General features: G+C 64.2%; 15 protein-coding genes and 1 pseudogene. 9 read left to right on the forward strand and 7 right to left on the reverse strand.

All coding sequences use genetic code 11. The features are described 5' to 3' along the window. Positions 1-2: 2 nt before the first annotated feature. Entirely contained in the window at positions 3-902 is a 900-nt protein-coding gene (locus tag MMF96_RS06605; RefSeq protein ID WP_256882992.1) for a carbohydrate ABC transporter permease, read from the forward strand. A gap of 51 nt (positions 903-953) precedes the next feature. Further along, entirely contained in the window at positions 954-2,492 is a 1,539-nt protein-coding gene (locus tag MMF96_RS06610) for an alpha-N-arabinofuranosidase (RefSeq protein ID WP_176617083.1), read from the forward strand. Between the two features lie 22 nt (positions 2,493-2,514). Here MMF96_RS06610 and MMF96_RS06615 read toward each other — a convergent pair whose 3' ends face one another. The 3 genes from MMF96_RS06615 to MMF96_RS06625 all read right to left on the reverse strand — a co-directional run bounded on the left by MMF96_RS06615 (position 2,515) and on the right by MMF96_RS06625 (position 4,954). Beyond that, a complete protein-coding gene (locus MMF96_RS06615) occupies positions 2,515-2,898 on the reverse strand; it encodes an META domain-containing protein (RefSeq protein WP_176617082.1) in 384 nt (127 codons plus the stop codon). 103 nt (positions 2,899-3,001) lie between these two features. Next, the gene (locus MMF96_RS06620) at positions 3,002-3,721 is read right to left on the reverse strand and encodes an ABC transporter ATP-binding protein (RefSeq protein ID WP_176617081.1); all 720 of its coding nucleotides are present in this window, start codon (positions 3,719-3,721) and stop codon (positions 3,002-3,004) included. Between the two features lie 117 nt (positions 3,722-3,838). Next, complete coding sequence (locus MMF96_RS06625) at positions 3,839-4,954, reverse strand: ABC transporter permease (protein WP_256882993.1); 1,116 nt, start codon at positions 4,952-4,954, stop codon at positions 3,839-3,841. A 184-nt stretch (positions 4,955-5,138) separates the two neighbouring features. Between MMF96_RS06625 and MMF96_RS06630 the strand changes: the two genes are divergently transcribed. The 3 genes and pseudogenes from MMF96_RS06630 to MMF96_RS19770 all read left to right on the forward strand — a co-directional run. Then, positions 5,139-6,434 (forward strand): sensor histidine kinase, encoded by a 1,296-nt coding sequence (locus tag MMF96_RS06630; protein ID WP_256882994.1) that lies wholly within the window; start codon positions 5,139-5,141, stop codon positions 6,432-6,434. After that, entirely contained in the window at positions 6,431-7,081 is a 651-nt protein-coding gene (locus MMF96_RS06635) for a response regulator transcription factor (RefSeq protein WP_176617078.1), read from the forward strand. The genes MMF96_RS06630 and MMF96_RS06635 overlap by 4 nt, the downstream gene beginning before the upstream one ends. Positions 7,082-7,679: 598 nt before the next feature. Beyond that, positions 7,680-7,931 (forward strand): annotated as a pseudogene (locus MMF96_RS19770) (C40 family peptidase); the annotation flags it as partial. A gap of 65 nt (positions 7,932-7,996) precedes the next feature. Here MMF96_RS19770 and MMF96_RS19775 read toward each other — a convergent pair. Further along, positions 7,997-8,608 (reverse strand): hypothetical protein, encoded by a 612-nt coding sequence (locus tag MMF96_RS19775; RefSeq protein ID WP_256883060.1) that lies wholly within the window; start codon positions 8,606-8,608, stop codon positions 7,997-7,999. 144 nt (positions 8,609-8,752) lie between these two features. On the opposite strand from MMF96_RS19775, the gene MMF96_RS06650 reads away from it, so the two are divergent. Next, positions 8,753-10,009, forward strand: coding sequence for a multidrug effflux MFS transporter (locus MMF96_RS06650; protein ID WP_256882995.1), 1,257 nt, complete (start codon positions 8,753-8,755; stop codon positions 10,007-10,009). Between the two features lie 608 nt (positions 10,010-10,617). Here the strand turns inward: MMF96_RS06650 and MMF96_RS06655 are convergent. From MMF96_RS06655 to MMF96_RS06665, 3 genes are all read right to left on the reverse strand, one after another. Further along, positions 10,618-11,952 (reverse strand): cytochrome b/b6 domain-containing protein, encoded by a 1,335-nt coding sequence (locus MMF96_RS06655; protein WP_256882996.1) that lies wholly within the window; start codon positions 11,950-11,952, stop codon positions 10,618-10,620. A 146-nt stretch (positions 11,953-12,098) separates the two neighbouring features. Continuing rightward, positions 12,099-13,091 carry an electron transfer flavoprotein subunit alpha/FixB family protein gene (locus MMF96_RS06660; protein WP_256882997.1) on the reverse strand — a complete coding sequence of 331 codons (993 nt, stop codon included), beginning with the start codon at positions 13,089-13,091 and terminating at the stop codon, positions 12,099-12,101. 31 nt (positions 13,092-13,122) lie between these two features. Then, positions 13,123-13,902 (reverse strand): electron transfer flavoprotein subunit beta/FixA family protein, encoded by a 780-nt coding sequence (locus MMF96_RS06665; protein ID WP_256882998.1) that lies wholly within the window; start codon positions 13,900-13,902, stop codon positions 13,123-13,125. A 603-nt stretch (positions 13,903-14,505) separates the two neighbouring features. Here MMF96_RS06665 and MMF96_RS06670 point away from each other — a divergent pair. The 3 genes from MMF96_RS06670 to MMF96_RS06680 all read left to right on the forward strand — a co-directional run bounded on the left by MMF96_RS06670 (position 14,506) and on the right by MMF96_RS06680 (position 17,213). Next, positions 14,506-15,408 (forward strand): amino acid ABC transporter permease, encoded by a 903-nt coding sequence (locus tag MMF96_RS06670; RefSeq protein ID WP_256882999.1) that lies wholly within the window; start codon positions 14,506-14,508, stop codon positions 15,406-15,408. A gap of 2 nt (positions 15,409-15,410) precedes the next feature. Further along, entirely contained in the window at positions 15,411-16,166 is a 756-nt protein-coding gene (locus MMF96_RS06675; RefSeq protein WP_256883000.1) for an amino acid ABC transporter ATP-binding protein, read from the forward strand. A 174-nt stretch (positions 16,167-16,340) separates the two neighbouring features. Continuing rightward, positions 16,341-17,213, forward strand: a complete 873-nt coding sequence (locus MMF96_RS06680) for a transporter substrate-binding domain-containing protein (RefSeq protein WP_256883001.1) — start codon at positions 16,341-16,343, stop codon at positions 17,211-17,213. Positions 17,214-17,318: the final 105 nt, after the last annotated feature.

Here is a 17,318-nt window from a genome sequence, read left to right on the forward strand (position 1 = left end):
ACATGGCCACCACCCTCACAGCACCGGTCCGCCCAGGCCGCCTGTCCGCCGTCGCACCCGTCGGGAAGCGCAGGCGGCACCTTTCCCCCGGCCGCATCGTGGCCACTGTCATCGTCGCCGTCCTGGCCGGCACGTGGCTGGTGCCCTTTGCCTGGGCCACTGTCACGGCCCTCAAGAGCGAGACGGAGGCCGCGGCGACACCCGTCACCCTGGTGCCGAAATCAGGGTTCACGCCCGACGCCTTCACCAAGGTGCTCCAGCAGGGCAACATTCCGGCCTGGACCTGGAATTCGCTGTTTACCTCTGCCGCCATCACTGCCGTCACGCTGGTGATTTCGGCGCTGGCCGCTTATGCACTGTCGCGGATCGACTTCAAGGGCCGCAAGGTGCTCATGACCGTCATCGTGGCCTCGCTCATTGTGCCGCCGCCGGTGCTGATCATCCCGCTGTTTTACCAGATGGTTTCCTTCCACATGATCGACAGCTACTGGGGCATCATCCTGCCCCAGGTCATTGCACCCGCCATGGTGTTTGTGCTCAAGAAGTTCTTCGACCAAATCCCGCGCGAACTCGAGGACGCCGCCCTGGTGGACGGTGCGGGGCGGATCCGGATCTTCCTGCAGGTGGTCCTGCCGCTGTCACGTCCCATCCTGGCCGCCGTGGCCATCTTCGTCTTCATCGGGGCCTGGAACAACTTCCTTTGGCCGTTCATCGTCACCAACGACAGCGCCATGCTGACCCTTCCCGTGGGACTGCAGACCATCAAGAGCGCCTACGGCATCCAATACGCGCAGAACATGGCCTCCGCCCTGCTCGCCGCGCTGCCCCTGATCCTGGTGTTCCTGTTTTTCCAGCGCCAGATCATCAAGGGCATTTCCACCACCGGCCTCGCCGGAACCTGACCCCTGACCCCATTTTTCGCACCAACAACAAGTACCAGGAGAACAAGCCACATGTCCCGTGCACGGATCAGCATTGACCGCGACTTCACCATTTCCGAGGTGCCCCACCGCCTCTTCGGATCGTTCGTGGAGCATATGGGCCGGTGCGTTTACAGCGGCATTTACGAACCCGGCCACGCCCAGGCGGACAGCCAGGGCTTCCGCCAGGACGTCCTGGCCCTGACCCGCGAACTCGGTGCCACCGTGATCCGCTACCCCGGCGGCAACTTTGTCTCCGGCTACAACTGGGAAGACGGGATCGGCCCGGTGGCGGGGCGCCCCCGCCGTCTCGACGGCGCCTGGCACACCCTCGAGACCAACGCCTTCGGCCTCCACGAATTTGTTGACTGGTCCAAAAAAGCCGGCACCGAAATCATGGAGGCCATCAACCTTGGCACCCGCGGCGTGGAAGCGGCCCGGGAGATCGTCGAATACGCCAACCACCCGGGCGGCACCTACTGGTCTGACCTGCGCGCGAAGAACGGGCACAAGGACCCCTTCGACATCAAGCTCTGGTGCCTGGGCAACGAAATGGACGGGCCCTGGCAGATCGGGCACAAGACCGCCGGGGAGTACGGGCGACTGGCCCAGGAGGCTGGCAAGGCCATGCGCCTGGTCGACCCCGGCATCGAGCTCGTGGCCTGCGGCAGCTCGTCGTCGGCCATGCCCACCTTCGGCGCGTGGGAGCAGACGGTGCTCACCCACGCCTACAACGAGGTGGACTATGTTTCACTCCATGCCTACTACCAGGAGCACGATGGCGACGCCGCCAGTTTCCTGGCCAGCGCCGTTGACATGGACTACTTCATCGAGTCCGTCGTGGCCACGGCCGACTCGGTCCGGGCCAAGGGCAAGCACAAGAAGCACATCAACCTGTCCTTTGACGAGTGGAACGTCTGGTACCAGCGCGGTCTGGACTCCGAGGACCAGCCGGAACGTGTCAACGCCGCCGGCTGGCGCGAGCACCCACGCGTCATTGAGGACAAGTACAACGTCACCGATGCGGTGGTGGTGGGCACCCTGCTGAATTCACTGTTGCGGCACGGCGACCGGGTCAAGATCGCCAATCAGGCCCAGCTGGTCAACGTGATCGCCCCGATCCTGGCCGAGCCCAACGGCCCGGCCTGGCGCCAGACCATTTTCCATCCCTTTGCCCGGATGGCGGAGCTCGCCAAGGGTCAGGTCCTGCGCACGCACGTGGTTTCAGACAAGGTGGAGACCGCCCAATTTGGCGGCGCGGACCTCGTCGACGTCAGTGCCACCTGGAACGAGGAGATGGGGCGGATCGCCCTGTTTTTCGCCAACCGCGGGCTCGAGGAGGCTGCGGACGTTGACGTGGCCCTGCGCGGCTTCGACGCCAGGCGGGCCACCCGCGCCGAGGTGCTGCGGGTCCCCGAGGGCGGGGACCGCTTCACAAGGAACACGTTGGAGGCCCCGGACCAGGTTGGCCTGGTCCCGCTGGAGGGGGTCCAGGCGGCCGGGGACGGGCTGAAGTTAACGCTGCCCGCGCTCTCCTGGGCCGTCGTCGAACTTGAGGTGCGAAAGAACTAGCCCGCCGTCAGGGAAGAAAGCCCTAGCCGCGGCGGTCCAGGGTGCCGATGGTCTTGCCTTGGGCATCCTTGACGGTCAGGACGTTGCCGTCGATGCTGCCGGAGGCGGCCTTGGACAGCCAGCCGTCAATGCCGTCGCAGGTGATCTGGGTCTTGCCCAGCTGGGGGAACGTCAGCTCGCCGGAGGCCAGCATCCACTGCCCGGACAGGCGGTTGCAGCCGTCGCTGCCCTGCAGGTAACCGGCGGTGTCACCGTTCTGCTCGGCCCCCAGGGACAGCTCCAGGTAGGGCTGCTTGTCCACGTGGTAACCGTTGCCCCACGTGCCCACCGGGCCGGTTGCGGCGCCGCAGGAGGAGAGGACAAAGGCAAGGGCCAGGCCGCCGGCCAGGGCGAGGACGCGTTTCATGAAGGGGTGTCTCCGTTTCACATGCTGAAGAATCGTAGTTTCCCCCATGCTATTGCATGGGCGGGCGTCCCCGCGCGCGGCGGTGGCACCGTGACGGGGGCCGCTACCGTGCGCCGGCCGCGGCCAAGGCGGGCACTGCGGCGGCCAGCACGCCGTCGCGCATGGTGGCCACGGCGTCGGTCAGGGGGACGAATTCGGTGTCGTGGGTGACCATGACGGTGGCCACCTGGAACTCGTCCGTCACCTGGCGCAGCAGGCGCACAATCGATTCGCTGCGCTCGTGGTCCAGGGCCGCCGTCGGCTCATCCACGAGCAGCACCGACGGTGACGCCATCAGCGCGCGCGCAATGTTGACGCGCTGGCGCTGCCCGCCGGAGAGCTGGTGGGGGCGTTTCTTGGCGGAGCCCTCCAGCCCCGTGATCTCGAGAAGTTCCGCGGCCCGGGCCGCGGCTGCACGCGGGGATTTCCCGCGCAGGTGGTCGCCGATGACCAGCTGTTCGGCCGCCGTGAGCGAGGCGAGCAGGTTGGGCTGCTGGAAGATGATGCCCACCTTGTCCCGGCGCAGCGTGGCCAGGGCCTTGTCGGACAGGACGGTGGCGTCCTCGCCGGCAATCCTGACCAGACCCGAGGTGGGCCTGACCAGCGTGGCGGCCACCGCCAGCAGGCTCGACTTGCCGGAACCGGACGGGCCCACCAGCGAGACAAACTCGCCGGCCTCCACGTCCATGGTGACGCGGTCCAGGGCGGTGACGGTGCCGTCGCCGTCCGGGTACTCCAGGGTCACGTTGGTCAGGGACAGGGCGGGGGCGTTCAGGGCAGACATGGGGATTCCTTCGGTTTTTGGGGGAGGGTTGGGGTATGGTCCGGCCGCCGGGGCCGGACAGCTGGCGCCGGGGCCGGACAGCTGGCGCCGGGGCCGGACAGCTGGCGTCGGTGACGGTCAGCTGCCGCCGAGGGCAATGAGGGCGTCGACCTTCGTCACCTTGCGGACGGCCAGGGCCGCGCCGGCCAGGCCCAGGGCGACGATGCCGAGCATCGGCAGCACGGTGGTGGCCGGCGTGAGGAGGAACGGGGCGGCCTGGGCGGCGAAGAAGCCGCCGGCCACGCCCACGAGGCCGCCGAGCAGGGCGCCGGCCAGCAGCACCAGCGCCGCCTGCGTCAGCGCGTCCCTCAGCAGGTAGGCACCGGAGGCGCCCATGGCCTTCAGGACGGCGATGTCGCGGGTGCGCTGCACGGTCCAGACGGTCAGGAAGGCCACGATCACCAGCGCGGAGATGCCGTACAGGAACGCCTGCATCATCAGCAGCGAGCCGTTCTCGCTCTTGTAGCCGCCCAGGCCCTGGAAGGCGCCGCTGCGGGTGGTGCTCACGGTCCCGGCTGCCGCGTTGGCGGCGCCGGCGTCAACGGAAGTGTCGCCGTCGTACGTCACGGCAACCACCGTGGCAAGCTGCGCCGGGTCGCTGAGGTGGGCCAGCCTGGTCCAGGTGGGCAGGGAGGTCCACACCACCGAGGTGTGCGAGTACCACTGGTCGGGCACCACGGCGGAGACCTTCAGGGTGCTCCCGCCCAGGGACACGGCGTCGCCCACGGCCAGATGGAGGTCCTTCGCCACCTTCCCGCCAATGATGGCGGTGGAGTCGCTGAGGCCCGACGGCGCGATCCCGGCCTTGGCGCCTCCCCCGCCGACACCGAAGACGGCCACGTTGGTGGTCCCCTTCGCGTCCCCGGCGCCCTGCAGGCGGGTCTGGCTGATGCCCAGCGGCACGGCCGAGGCAACGCCGGGCTGCCGGGCCCAGGCGTTGACCTGCCCTTGCGTGACCTGGCTTTCGGTGAAGGACACCGTGGGATCGTTGGCGCCGGGCGCGCCGAACACCAGCTGGTCCACGGGGGCGTGGGTTGGCTTGCCGAGGTCGGCGATCGAGGAGGTGGACTGGTTGCCCAGCCCGGCGGTGAGGCCGGAGAGCAGCACCAGCAGCAGGGTGATCAAGGCAACCACCCCGCCCATCAGGGCAAAGCGGCCCTTGGCAAAGCGGATGTCTCGGATGGCGAGGAACATGTGTGGATCTTCTTTCCTGGGTGGGCCCTCGGTGCGGGCCATGTTTTTGCGTTAGTTCCACCGTCCTTTCATTCGGCGCGGCTTCCATCGCAGGCTTGGATGGTCTGCGCGGGCCCGAAGGTTGATCGGGCACTCAACCATTTGGTTGATCCGGGCCCGCGGCGCCACGGCCTAAGCTGGTGGCATGCCTGCCCCGGATGATGCACCCGCGACGAGTGCCGCGATCCTGCGCTTCCTGCGCGTGGCCCTGCACGTGGGCTTTGCCGTCCTGTTGGCCGTGGCCGCCGGCCGGCTTTTTGCCGTGCCACTGGAGGGGTCCGTGCGCTCCGTCCTGCTCGGCCTGGCGGCCCTCCTTGCCGCCGTCTACATGCTGGGGACGGTGGCGGAAAAACGCTTCTCCGCCGGCCGTGCCGCCGCCAACCCGCGCCGCTGGGCCTCCCTGTGGCTGGCCATCGTGACGTTGCTGTGGGCGGCGTTGCTGGTGGGTTCGGCGGAATTTTCCTGGCTGGCCTTCCCGCTGTTCTTCCTCCACCTGCACCTGCTGCCGCGCTGGGCCGGAATCACGGTGGTCATTGTCATGACGGCCGGTGTCATCACGGCCCAGTGGCTGGCCACCGGCGCCGCCTACCCGCCGCTGGCCGCCGTCTTGGGGCCGCTGTTTGGCGCGGGCTTTGCCGTGGTGACCTCCAAGGCCTACCGGATGCTCTACCAGGAAGGCGAAAGCCAGCGCCGCGCGGCTGATGAACTCCGCCGCACCCGCGCCGAACTGGCCGCGAGCCAGCATGAGGCCGGCGTCCTGGCCGAGCGCGCGCGGCTGGCCCGGGAAATCCATGACACCCTGGCCCAGGGCTTCTCCTCGATCGTGCTGGTGGCCCGCGCAGCAGGCCGTTCGCTGGGCTCCGGAGACCTGGAATCCGCACGGGAAAGCATCGGCATGATGGAGGCCACGGCGTCGGAAAACCTGGCCGAGGCCCGCAGTTTTGTCCGCGGCCTCGCCTCCCCGGCACTCGAGGGCACGTCCCTCGGGGAGACGCTGGCCCGACTGTGCGAAAAGACGCAGTTGGAGGCGGCCGCGCGCGGCGTGAACCTCACATGCACCTTCCGCGTCGACGGCGAGCCCGTGGACCTCCCGCAGCCGTACCGGGTCACGCTGCTGCGTGCCACCCAGGCGAGCCTCGCCAATGTCTGGCTGCACGCCCGGGCGGGCACCGCCGTCGTCAGCCTGGCCTACCTGGACACCGAGGTGGCCCTGGACGTGTACGACGACGGACGGGGCTTTGGCCCCTCATCGGCGGCCGGCGCCGTGGGTGGGCGCGCGGACGGGAGCGGGTTCGGGCTGGAGTCGCTGCGGCAGCGGGTGGCGGCACAAAACGGCTCCCTCGAGATAGAGTCGGCACCGGGTGAAGGCACCGTGGTGGCCGTCCGGCTGCCGCTGGCCGGGACGGCGGCCCGGTCGACGGGAAATGAGGGTGTGGCGTGAGTGAAATTCGGATCCTGCTGGTGGACGACCATCCCGTGGTGCGGGCCGGGCTGCGCGCCATGCTGACTGGTTTCGAGGGCTTCACGGTCGTGGCCGAGGCGCCGGAAGGTGGCGCCGCGATCAAGGAAATCCAGCGGCTGCAGACCCTCGGGGAGACGCTTGACGTGGTGCTCATGGACCTGCAGATGGGTGCCGGCATGGACGGGGTCACCGCCACGAAGGCCATCAAGGAACTGCCCGACGCGCCGCCCGTGCTGATCCTGACCACCTACGACACCGACGCGGACATCCTGGCGGCGGTGGAGGCCGGGGCCAGCGGCTACATGCTCAAGGACGCCCCGCCGGAACAGATCCGCGCCGCCGTCCAGCAGGCGGCGGCCGGCCAGACGGCGCTCGCGCCGGCGGTGGCGGCCCGGCTGATGGGGCGCATCCGGAACCCGGAGCCGGTGCTGTCCGCCCGGGAGGTCCAGCTGCTGGAACTGCTGGCCACGGGCATGGGCAACAAGGCCATGGCCAGGCAGTTGTTCATCTCCGAGGCCACCGTCAAGACCCACCTGGTGCACATCTACGACAAGCTGGGCGTGGACAACCGCACGGCCGCGATCTCCGTGGCGGCCCAGCGCCGGATCATCCGCGCCGGCGGGTAGCGCACTTCCGGGGGCCCGGGGCCTCGGTGGGCTTGCGGGCTGTGGGTGGCGCTGGACGAATCTGTGCGACACGCCGACGTGCCATGTGCGCTTATGGTGCGGTGTGTGACTTTGCGATTATACTGTCCCGTTTTGCCGATTCGGCGTAAGCTCGGGCCTAACGATTGCGATGAAGCAGGGGGACCTGTAAGTGGCGTTTCCTGAAGGCCGGTCACGGCCGATCCGATTAAGCCTGGCGGTTGCGTGCACGCTGCTGGCCTCGGGCGGCTTCGTGGGTGCCGGCTACGCGGAGAATTCCGTGGCTGACGCCCCCGCCTGGTCTTCCTTGCAATCAGCCCCCCGGCTTTCGACCGGCCCGCCGGAAACAGTCCCGGAACCTGCAGCTTTTCCCGGCCTTGCCGCTTATGCTGCCAAGAGTGCGGGCCTGAGGATTTCCTTTGCAGACACTTTGATCGCGTCGCGCGCGGCCGCGGCCGTGCCGGTCTTTGATTTGACGAGCCCCGGTGAAAGCGGCGCCTGGCCGGCCGAGGTGGCCGCGGCCCTGCGCGGCGGCCATGAATTGCCGCCCGGCCTCATTTCGCAGGTCCGCCGCGGGATCGTGCGGGCCGCCTTTGAGGGCCTGGGCCACAGCTATGTCTGGGGCGGGACGAGCTTTTCGTCCGGCTGGGACTGTTCGGGCTTCGTACAGTGGGCCTACGCCCAGGCCGGCATTGCCCTTCCGCGCACCGAGCAGTGGGTGCCCATGGTCCAGACCAACAACCCCCAGCCCGGGGACGTCGTGGTGCAGAACCCGGACGGGCCACGCCACTGGTCGCATATCGGCATTTACATTGGCGGCGGCCTGATGATCAGCGCACTCAATCCGTCCGTGGGAACCATAATGCACACGCCGGCGTCGACGAGCAATTCCTCGAGCTACTTCACCATGCCCGGCTTTGCTTCCCTGGATGAAAAGGCTGCCATGGCCATTACAGCTGAGTTTGCCGGTGCTGGCTGGAGGGCGGCCCCGGCGTCCAACACCGCCGGGACGCCAAGCCCCGCCGCAAGCCCGAAGCCGGTTCCCAGCGCGGCAGCAACGTCTCCACGGACAGCGGCCAAGCCAATGGCACAAACGCCCGCGGCACGGCCGAGCGCCACAACGACACCGAGCGCCACAACGACACCGAGCGCCACCCAGTCGCCGACGCCGGGCGCGACAGCGTCGCCAACGCCTACCCCTACGCCTACCCAGACCCCGTTGCCCGAGCCGACGTCGAGCCCGACGGCGTCGCCAATCCCGATGCCGACGCCCACGCCGTCGCCAACCCCCACGACGTCGCCAACGCCTGCCCCGTCGCCATCGCCGAGCCCCACGCCGACGTCGCCAACACCAAGCACCACCCCGTCGCCGTCCCCGACTCTCTCCCCAACGCCGACGCCAACTCCCACCCCGTCACCGACACCCACCCCGACGCTGTCGGTGACGTCCACGCCGTCGACCGAGCCGACGTCGGGCACCACCCTGTCGCCATCGGCCGACGTGTCCACCACCCCGGTGGATTGAGCTGGTTTCCGTAACTTAATGTGTCGCACGGTTTCGCGCCTGGCCCCTGACCGGTCGCGTCCGCACTGCGCCGCCACGGTACTGTGGGCAAAGCATGTCCCATCCACCTGACCCCTGAAAGACGGTCCGTGAGCGCCGCAAACCCCGATAACAACTTCCACTCCCGACTGCATCTCGCAGGGGCCAAGGACCGGGTTTTGCTCGTGATGGCCCTCGGCATCCTCAGCGCCGTCAGTCCGATGGCCACGGACATGTATCTGGCCTCGATGCCACGGGTCACGGAGTTTTTCCAAACCTCGGCATCGGCGGTCCAGCTGACCCTGACCACCTACATGGTGGGCATGGCAGTCGGGCAGTTCCTGCTGGGTCCGGTTTCCGACATGGTTGGCCGGCACCGGTTGATGGTCGCGGGCAATGTGTTGTTCCTGGCCACCTGCATTGCCATCGTGTTTGCACCCAGCATTGGCGCGGTCATTGGCCTGCGCGCGGTCCAGGGCGTGTCCGGTGCGGCGGGGGTGGTGATTGCGCGCGCCGTGGTCTCGGACATCGCCTCAGACCGCCAGGCGGCGAAGCTTTTCTCGGTGCTGGCGACCATCACCTCCCTGGCCCCGGTGGTAGCACCCCTCTTCGGCGGGGTCATCGCCAGCGTCGCACCGTGGCAGGCAGTATTTTGGGCGCTCGCAGTATTTGGGCTGCTGATGCTGGCTGGTTCGGTGTTAGTGGTTCCGGAGACTTTGCCGGTGGAAAAGCGGCACCGGGGTGGGCTGGGCGGCGTCGTGGGCAACGCCTTGGCAGTCATGCGCACGCATTCATACATGGCCTACGTGATGACATTCGGTTTCACTTTCGGCGCGTTGTTCTCCTACATTTCAGCTTCATCCTTCGTCTTCCAGAACGTGCTGGGCTTCTCGGCGCTGGGCTACTCCGTGGTTTTCGCGGTGAACGCGGGAGGTGCAATTGTGGGCGCACTGATCAATACCAGGCTGGTGGACAAGGTGGCTCCCGCCACGATCCTCCGCACGGCGATCACGACGGCGTGCGTCGTCAACCTGGTGGGGCTCGGCCTGGTCTTGGGCGGCCTTACTGGCTGGCCCACTCTGGTGCACCTGTTCGTCAACCAGGCCTGCCTCGGCTTCATCATGGGCAACTCCGTGGCACTGGCCCAGGGCCGGGTCCCGGGGCGGGCCGGGGCAGGCTCGGCCGTCCTGGGAACCATCCAGTTCCTTTTCGGCGGGTTGGTGAGTCCGCTAACGGGGATCGCCGGGCAGCACAGCGCCGTGCCGATGGCCGTCTCGATGGCGGCCTGCTCGGCGCTTGCCCTGGCCGCCGTTTTGGCGGCGGGCCGGTTTGTCCGCCAGGAGACAGGGTCCCGCCCAGGCGAATAAACGCTCGGTTGCAACCGGGCGTGTATTTCTGAACCGTCCCGCACGAATGGGGGTGTTTTTGTCGACGCCCGGTTGCGACGGTTGGGGAGGGCCACCCCCTCCCCAACCAGACCGCCACCGATACCACAGGAACGCCGGGCCAGGGCACCACAGCCACGGGCAACACCTGCCTGCCAGCTGACGCCGACGACACCGGCCGGCGTGGTGGTACCGGAATCGGCTCCACGGGGCCCGTAAGCATCAACACCAGCGGGAATCCGCGTCATGTCAGCGATTTCATGGTTGGTTACTCCTACTGTTGTTGACAGCGGGTGGCATGATTCGGGCGAAGGCGAGGCACAATGAAAACAAGGATGAAGCTCGTGCTGGTGCCCCCACCAGGGAAACTGCGCCGGCACTTTATATGAGAAAATTCCCATCCTTGACCTCACGATCGAAGACGCCAGGCAAGACGGGGCCATGCTGGCAACCGACCCAGACTTCCCGCGGGAACAGTGCGGAATGACCTTGAACCTTACGGCGGGCGCTCGTCAGTCGTAGTGACTGGACCGGCCCACGGGAGCGGTTGTGCACAGGGCCCAACGATCACGATGTTGGTAGCCGACGCCTCAGTTCTTGGTAACAGTCCCCATGCGGTTTGCCAGGGGTGTGGTGAAAACTGGCATGGTGAGGAACCAGGCAGCTGCGATGACGAAGATTGATGCCAGGAAGATGCCTAGACCCCACCAGTCCGCAACGTCACGCGAGGTGTACATGTGGTTGAGGTTGCTTAGGGCGCCGGTGAAGAAGACCAAAAAGACGTGAACGATGGTGAACGCTACGAAGTAGAGCATCACCGGGAAGTGCAGGGCACGGGCGACCTGCAATGGATAGACCTTATTCAACGTCGTGGCCTTCGCCGGCCACCAAGTCGACATTCGCAGCCCAGAAAGAACGGCCAGCGGGGCGGCAACATAGACGGTAAGGAAGTAGGCGGCCAACTGTAGGGCGTTGTAGTACACCCAGCCGTTTTCCACCGGCCAATTGAGGGAAGCGTACTGGATCGCGGCGGACACCATGTTCGGGAAGAGGGCCCAGCTCGTCGGCACGATCCGCATCCACTGCCCCGTGACGGCCAACATGACGATGAAAACGGCCCCATTGGCCACCCACAGCACGTCAAGCGCCTGATGCAACCATTGCGACAGGCTTACCTTCTTTGGGGTGTTCCCCATCGGCGAGAAGAAGGAATTCTCCTTTGGCTTCCAATATCCGGGTGCACGCCTCTCACAGCGCACCTGAAGTCCGGTGCGAACGATCAGCGCAAGGAAAAACATGTTCAGAAAATGCTCCCACCCCAACCAAGCGGGAACACCTTGGGGCGAACTTTCCGGGAGTGGCGAATGCCCCGGGTACGTGGCAATGAATTCGTGCACCGCTGGTAATGTACGGCCCCAGCGGGCCACCCACACCGAAACCGCGGCAATGAGGACGATGCCCAGGGCCGCGACGGCCGGCCGCACCCACCGGGGGAGGATGGTTGTTTTGGACCCGGCGGCAACAGGCTCCTGGATTTTATGGCCTTCGACCTGACGCTCGCTGGGCGCTGCGTCGCCAGACTTAGCGACGGACTGTGGCCCGGGGCCTGCCTTGGGCGAAGTATTCGCGGACGGAATTGGCGCTCCTGCCGCTGTATCCAGCCTCTGCTTGGGCGCGGCAGTTGCCGAGTCCGGCGACGCTGTCGAGCCCATGCGCTGCTTCTGCGGCGGGGACGACGAAACAGGGCTCGCCATGCGTTGCCTCTGCGCCACCGACCGCTCCTTTGTTTGCGCAGGTGCCGACTCCGCCATCACTGGCTGTTCAGGAATCGGGGAATCGGTCTGCCGGTGCTCGTCCGCGAGCTCAGGGGAAGATGCGTGATCGACGCGGTCCTCGAAGGGCGTCACGCTGTCTTGCAATCGCATGTAGCCTCCATGCGTTGGCGCTGCAGGGATGTCGGGGCTCCCTCTTGCCTTGGTGCGGGTCTTTCAGGTGTCTGCGGTTCTTGTTGCAGAACGGTCGTCATGTTCGATGCTCCTGGGTCTGTCCTGTCCATGATGGCTGTGTGGCGCTAACCGCGCCGGGCGCGCAGTTCCGCGACCAGGGCGGGCACGACGTCGAAGGCGCTGCCGACGACGCCGAAGTCCGCAATCTCGAAAATCGGGGCCTCCTCGTCCTTGTCAATGGCGACGATGGTCTTGGAGGTTTGCATACCGGCTTTGTGCTGGATAGCCCCGGAGATGCCGAGTGCAATGTATAGGTCGGGGGCCACCGTCACGCCGGTCTGACCAACTTGCAGCTCCGGTGCTGCATAGCCGGCATCCACTGCGGCTCGAGAGGCACCCACAGCCGCCCCGAGCGCGTCCGCAAGTTCTTCGGCCAATCCGAATCCCTCGGTCGAACCCAGTCCGCGGCCACCGGAAACAATGGTCTTCGCAGTGCGCAGTTCGGGGCGGTTGGAGGCCGGCGGACGCATGCTTGCCGCCCGGATGGCTGCTCCTGGAGCTCCGCATCCCAGGGTGTCGGCGTCTCGGATCGACACCTGGGGGTTCTCAATCGCCACCGCTCTGTGGTCGATGCTGCCTGGACGTACGCTGATGATGCAGGGTCCGCCTTCGACGGTGGACTCGGTCGTGAACTCCCCACCGAAAATCGAGTGCTGGACGATGACCTCGTCGTCCTGGAAGCGCAGGCCCACGGCGTTGGTGCAAACGCCGCCGCCGACACGAACGGCAAGTCGCCCTGCCACGCTGCAGGACTCCGTGGTGTTGGCCACGATGACAGCTACAGGCATGGACTCCCCAACCATCTGGGCCAATGCGGCAACTTGCAGAGTTCCTAATTCCGCGGTGGCATTGTCCGATTCGACCCCGACGACGTGGGCGGCACCTAACGCCCCCAATTCTCGTGACAGTGCTTGCCCTGCCCCCGGCATGCCCACAACCACGGCGACGGGTGTGCCTACCAAGGAGGCGGCGCCGAGCATTTCGCAAGAAGTCCGCTGAATGGTGCCTTGGGTTGTGGTCTCGATCAAGACCAATACGGTGTTCTGGATGATGTCCATTTTTTCTCTCTTCTGGCTCTGGGTTCGATGCTCAGATCAACCGATTCGCGGTCAGGAAGGCGATCACCTGGCTGGCAGCGGTGCCGTCATCCTTGATTTTGGGGCCGGCCTGCTTTCCCGGCTTCTCCTGGGAGGAAACCATAACCGAGCGGACCGTGGCGAAGTCGGGGCCGGCCTGTATGCCCAGGTCGTCCAAAGACAACGATTCCAAGGGCTTCTTCTTCGCGGACATGATGTTCTTGAAATTTGGGAAACGGGGCTCGGCAATCTTCTCCGTCACCGAGGCAACGGCAGGAAGGTCCGCGGCCAGGGTCAGGATCGCGCCATCAATATGGAGGGTTCCGGTGATCTCCGTAGCGGCAATCGTCAGACTGTCCGCTCCGGGGATCAGCGCCTGGCCGCGGAGTTCGGCGATCATCGCCGGAACAACGCCTCCATTGCCGTCGGTCGAGACGTTACCGGCCAAGACGAGATCCGCCCCGATCCTCTCCAAGGCGGCGTGGAGCACCTTGGCCGTTTGCGCCGAATCTGAGCCCGGCAGTGCCGGGTCGGTCACCAACACGGCGGAATCCGCACCCATGGCTAACAGCTTGCGCAACGCCACGGCGGCGTCCTCCGGCCCCATTCCCAACACCACGATTTCCGTGTCCGGATGAGCGTCCTTGAATTGAAGAGCCACCTCGACGGCGCGTTCATTGATTTCATCCGGGACGGCTTCGGAAGCAGACCGATCTAAATGCCCAGTGACGAGGTCCAGTTTGCGGTTAGACCAGGTGTTCGGGACCTGCTTGGCAAGAACAGCGATTTTCACTGAATTACCTTCTTTCGAGGCGTCGAGCTGGGGCGGCCGCACGGGCCATGTACTGAACAGCCTGGGTTGCTGTCGTCGAATTTCGTGACCTGTCCGGACGCCAGCTGCTGAGGTGCTAACGGGTGGATAACAAACTCTAACTCGACATCGATGTCGAAAACAAGAAGTAACAGGGGCTTGTGTCGACATCGATATCGAGTTAGAGTCTCGATGTGATGACGATCACTGCTCATAGGTGAGCGTGACGTAAAGAAAGCGAGCTCATGACCTTCAACAGACCAGACCTGTATGTCCGAATAGCCGCGTGCGTTGCGACTGTCTGTAAAAGGCGAACCCCGTACAGCTACTTCCATACCGAGCTTGTGGGCCCTCTGCCAAACGCACTCGAAGCCCGCGCCCGGGAGGTCTCACGGGACCTTCCGGAAAGGCCGTTGCCGTGATAATCGCTGACGGTGAGGACAAGAAGATTCCGGATAAGGCCCGGATCCAAGATCAGGTCCGGATGAAATGTCCGAGCACCCCGTACCCACGCTAAGCCCTGGAGAGAAAATGATAGGGACATCTCGAAAACCCCAACCGCCGGGCGTCCGGACAAGTCCTCTGATGGAAGCAGGGAAAGAGGCAGTTCCCGACGCGGTCGCCGTTCACCACCACTACGGTCGATGGGTTGCAGTTCTGGTGATCATCGCGCTCGGCGCCAATGTGGCCCGTTCACTGGCGGCCAATCCTCAACTCGAATGGAGTGTTGTTGGGAGGTTCCTGTTTGACGGGACGATATTGGAAGGACTTGGCCGGACTCTCGTCTTGGCTGTTATTTCAATGATCGGTGCTGCGATCGTGGGCTTGGTATGCGGATTCTTCCGCTTGAGTACCAACCCGGTCCTGCGGCTACTCGGCCAGCTTTATGTCTGGATTTTCCGCAGCGTCCCGACACTGATCCAGATCCTCTTCTGGGGAAACCTTGCATTGTTCGCCCCACGGCTCGGCCTCGGCATTCCGGGGACAAATTGGACACTGTTTTCTGTTCCTACCAACGATGCGCTTTCCCCTTTCACGGCATCAATTCTGGCCTTGGCTCTGGCGAACGGGGCCTATCTCGCGGAAATTATCCGATCGGGCATCCTTTCCGTCGATGAAGGGCAAAGGCTGGCAGCCTCCGCCCTGGGTCTTACGTGGTGGCAGCTTCAACGGAAAGTGATCCTTCCTCAAGCCCTTCAGGTAATGATTCCGCCCAGCGGGAACCAATTCATCACCCTGCTCAAGGAAACGTCCCTCGTCTCCGTCATTGCCGGAGGGGACATCCTCAGCCAGGCTGAAAACATCTCGGGTTATAACCTGCGTACCATTGAACTTCTCATCGTTGCCGCCATCTGGTATCTCATCATTACCAGCGCCGCGACAGGCTGCCAGACCGTTCTCGAACGCCGTCTCAGCCGGCGCAGCGACCGGGTTGCCCGTAATACCAGACAACCGGCTTCCGAAGCCATGAGCGTAAAGGAAACGTAGCCATGAGCAGCGCGAATATAGTCAACATTCACAAACACTTTGGCGGTACGGAGATCCTTAAAGGAATCAACCTAAACGTTGCCCAGGGGGAAGTCGTCTGCCTGTTGGGCCCTTCAGGATCAGGCAAGAGCACCCTGTTGCGCTGCATTAATGGTCTCGTCATGCCCGACCAGGGCCACGTCTCGGTCGGCGGTGAACTCATCGGCAGGTCGGTCAGGAAGGGAAAACTCCACGACCTCAGCGGGAGGGAAGCTAGCAAACAGCGAGAACGTATCGGGATGGTCTTTCAACAATTCAATCTCTTCCCTCATTTGAGTTCCCTGGACAATCTTCTGCTTGGACCCCTGACCCTGAAACGCCAGAAGCCTGCTGCCCTGAAAAAGAGGGCCGTTGAACTGCTTGGGAAAGTCGGCCTCGCGGACCGCGTGAACGCGTTTCCAGCTCAGCTATCCGGCGGACAGCAACAGCGCGTGGCAATCGCCAGGGCGCTCATGATGGATCCAAGGCTAATGCTCTTTGATGAGCCAACTTCAGCACTTGACCCGGAGCTTGTGGGTGAAGTGCTGGACACCATGCGGACACTCGCCCAAGAAGGGATGACCATGGTCGTGGTCACCCACGAAATGAATTTCGCACGCCAAGTAGCGGACAGGGTCGTCTTTATGGCCGACGGTAAGGTTGTCGAGGATTCCTCCCCTCTTTCCTTCTTTGAAAATCCGAAGTCAGAGCGGGCACGCTCGTTCCTCCGGATCGCATGACGGTGCCTTTTGGCATCCCGAAGAATAAACGCAGGATATATCATGGCCGAACTCGCCGGCGACGGATATGAATCAATTTACCAGTTCAGGCGCGGGGCTTTGCGCAAACGACCTAGGTTTCAACCTAATTATGGCTGTCATCATGAGGCAGCCCAGCTAAGGAGAGTATTCTCAATGAAGAGCATCATCAAGATTTCAATGGCGGCATTAGGATCACTATCTCTGGTATTTTCCCTAGGCGCCTGTTCGTCGGGCAGCGCTTCCAATCAAGCGAACGCTGCCGGTCCGACCAATGAAACCGTGACCGTTAACGGAATAAGTTCTTTTGCCACCGAACCAATGTATTACTACAAAACCGGAAACGAGCCGGCGGGCATGCTGATCGACCTCATAGAAGCAGCCGCCAAGCAATCCCACATCAAGATCTCTTGGCAAAAGGTGCCGTACAGTGGTTTGATCCCCGCGCTCCAGTCAGGGCGGGCCGACGTCGTCGGTGCGCAGTTCAGCCGCACCCCGGCAACGGCGGGGGTTGTGAATCTCCTGGCCATCTATAAGGCGTCGGCGAGCATCCTGGTCCCTTCGGGCGTGAAGTACGCAGACGTGACTGATACATGCGGAATCCGGCTCGGGTTCGTGACCGGTTCCTCCTTCGACAAGGACACGGCCGATGGCATGCAGGCCGAATGCACTAAAGCGGGGAAAACGCCCATTCAATACGAGACATTCCCGAGCTTTGCGGCAGGTGAAACAGCCCTGCGATCTGGTCGGGTGGATGCCTATCTCACTTCCACTCCTCAAGTTCTCTTGGCAGCAAAGAAAGTCCCCGGGCTTGAAGCTGCCTTGGTGGGGAAGCTGGCCCTCAGGTACTCCGGATTTGCCTTGTCAAAAGCAAAACCAGAACTTACCAATAAATTGACGAAGGGTTTCGACGCCATCATTAAGAGTGGCGAGTATAAAAAGATTTTAGATAGTTATGGGCTCGCTAACCAGGCTATCGACAAAGTATATTTGAATGATCAGGTTCCGAGTGTTGTACCTTCCTCATGAAATAGAAAATATCTATTTGGAAGTCCAGCGTCCGTTATGGGCTTGAGGTCCTACCGGCCCCCGCCTGGAAGTGACTATCTCCAAGCGGGCCATTAGGAATCGGTT

It is taken from the genome of Arthrobacter sp. STN4 (assembly GCF_024539665.1).
Classification (GTDB): domain Bacteria; phylum Actinomycetota; class Actinomycetes; order Actinomycetales; family Micrococcaceae; genus Specibacter.

Bases quoted from the DNA above. Each gene is read 5' to 3' on its own strand.
- MMF96_RS06660 (WP_256882997.1), bottom strand. From the start codon at position 13,091: ATGGACATCATCCAGAACACCGTATTGGTCTTGATCGAGACCACAACC.
- MMF96_RS06625 (WP_256882993.1), bottom strand. From the start codon at position 4,954: ATGTTCCTCGCCATCCGAGACATCCGCTTTGCCAAGGGCCGCTTTGCC.
- MMF96_RS06680 (WP_256883001.1), top strand. From the start codon at position 16,341: ATGAAGAGCATCATCAAGATTTCAATGGCGGCATTAGGATCACTATCT.
- MMF96_RS06670 (WP_256882999.1), top strand. From the start codon at position 14,506: ATGGAAGCAGGGAAAGAGGCAGTTCCCGACGCGGTCGCCGTTCACCAC.
- MMF96_RS06605 (WP_256882992.1), top strand. From the start codon at position 3: ATGGCCACCACCCTCACAGCACCGGTCCGCCCAGGCCGCCTGTCCGCC.
- MMF96_RS06630 (WP_256882994.1), top strand. From the start codon at position 5,139: ATGCCTGCCCCGGATGATGCACCCGCGACGAGTGCCGCGATCCTGCGC.
- MMF96_RS06620 (WP_176617081.1), bottom strand. From the start codon at position 3,721: ATGTCTGCCCTGAACGCCCCCGCCCTGTCCCTGACCAACGTGACCCTG.
- MMF96_RS06655 (WP_256882996.1), bottom strand. From the start codon at position 11,952: ATGCGATTGCAAGACAGCGTGACGCCCTTCGAGGACCGCGTCGATCAC.
- MMF96_RS06615 (WP_176617082.1), bottom strand. From the start codon at position 2,898: ATGAAACGCGTCCTCGCCCTGGCCGGCGGCCTGGCCCTTGCCTTTGTC.
- MMF96_RS06675 (WP_256883000.1), top strand. From the start codon at position 15,411: ATGAGCAGCGCGAATATAGTCAACATTCACAAACACTTTGGCGGTACG.
- MMF96_RS06610 (WP_176617083.1), top strand. From the start codon at position 954: ATGTCCCGTGCACGGATCAGCATTGACCGCGACTTCACCATTTCCGAG.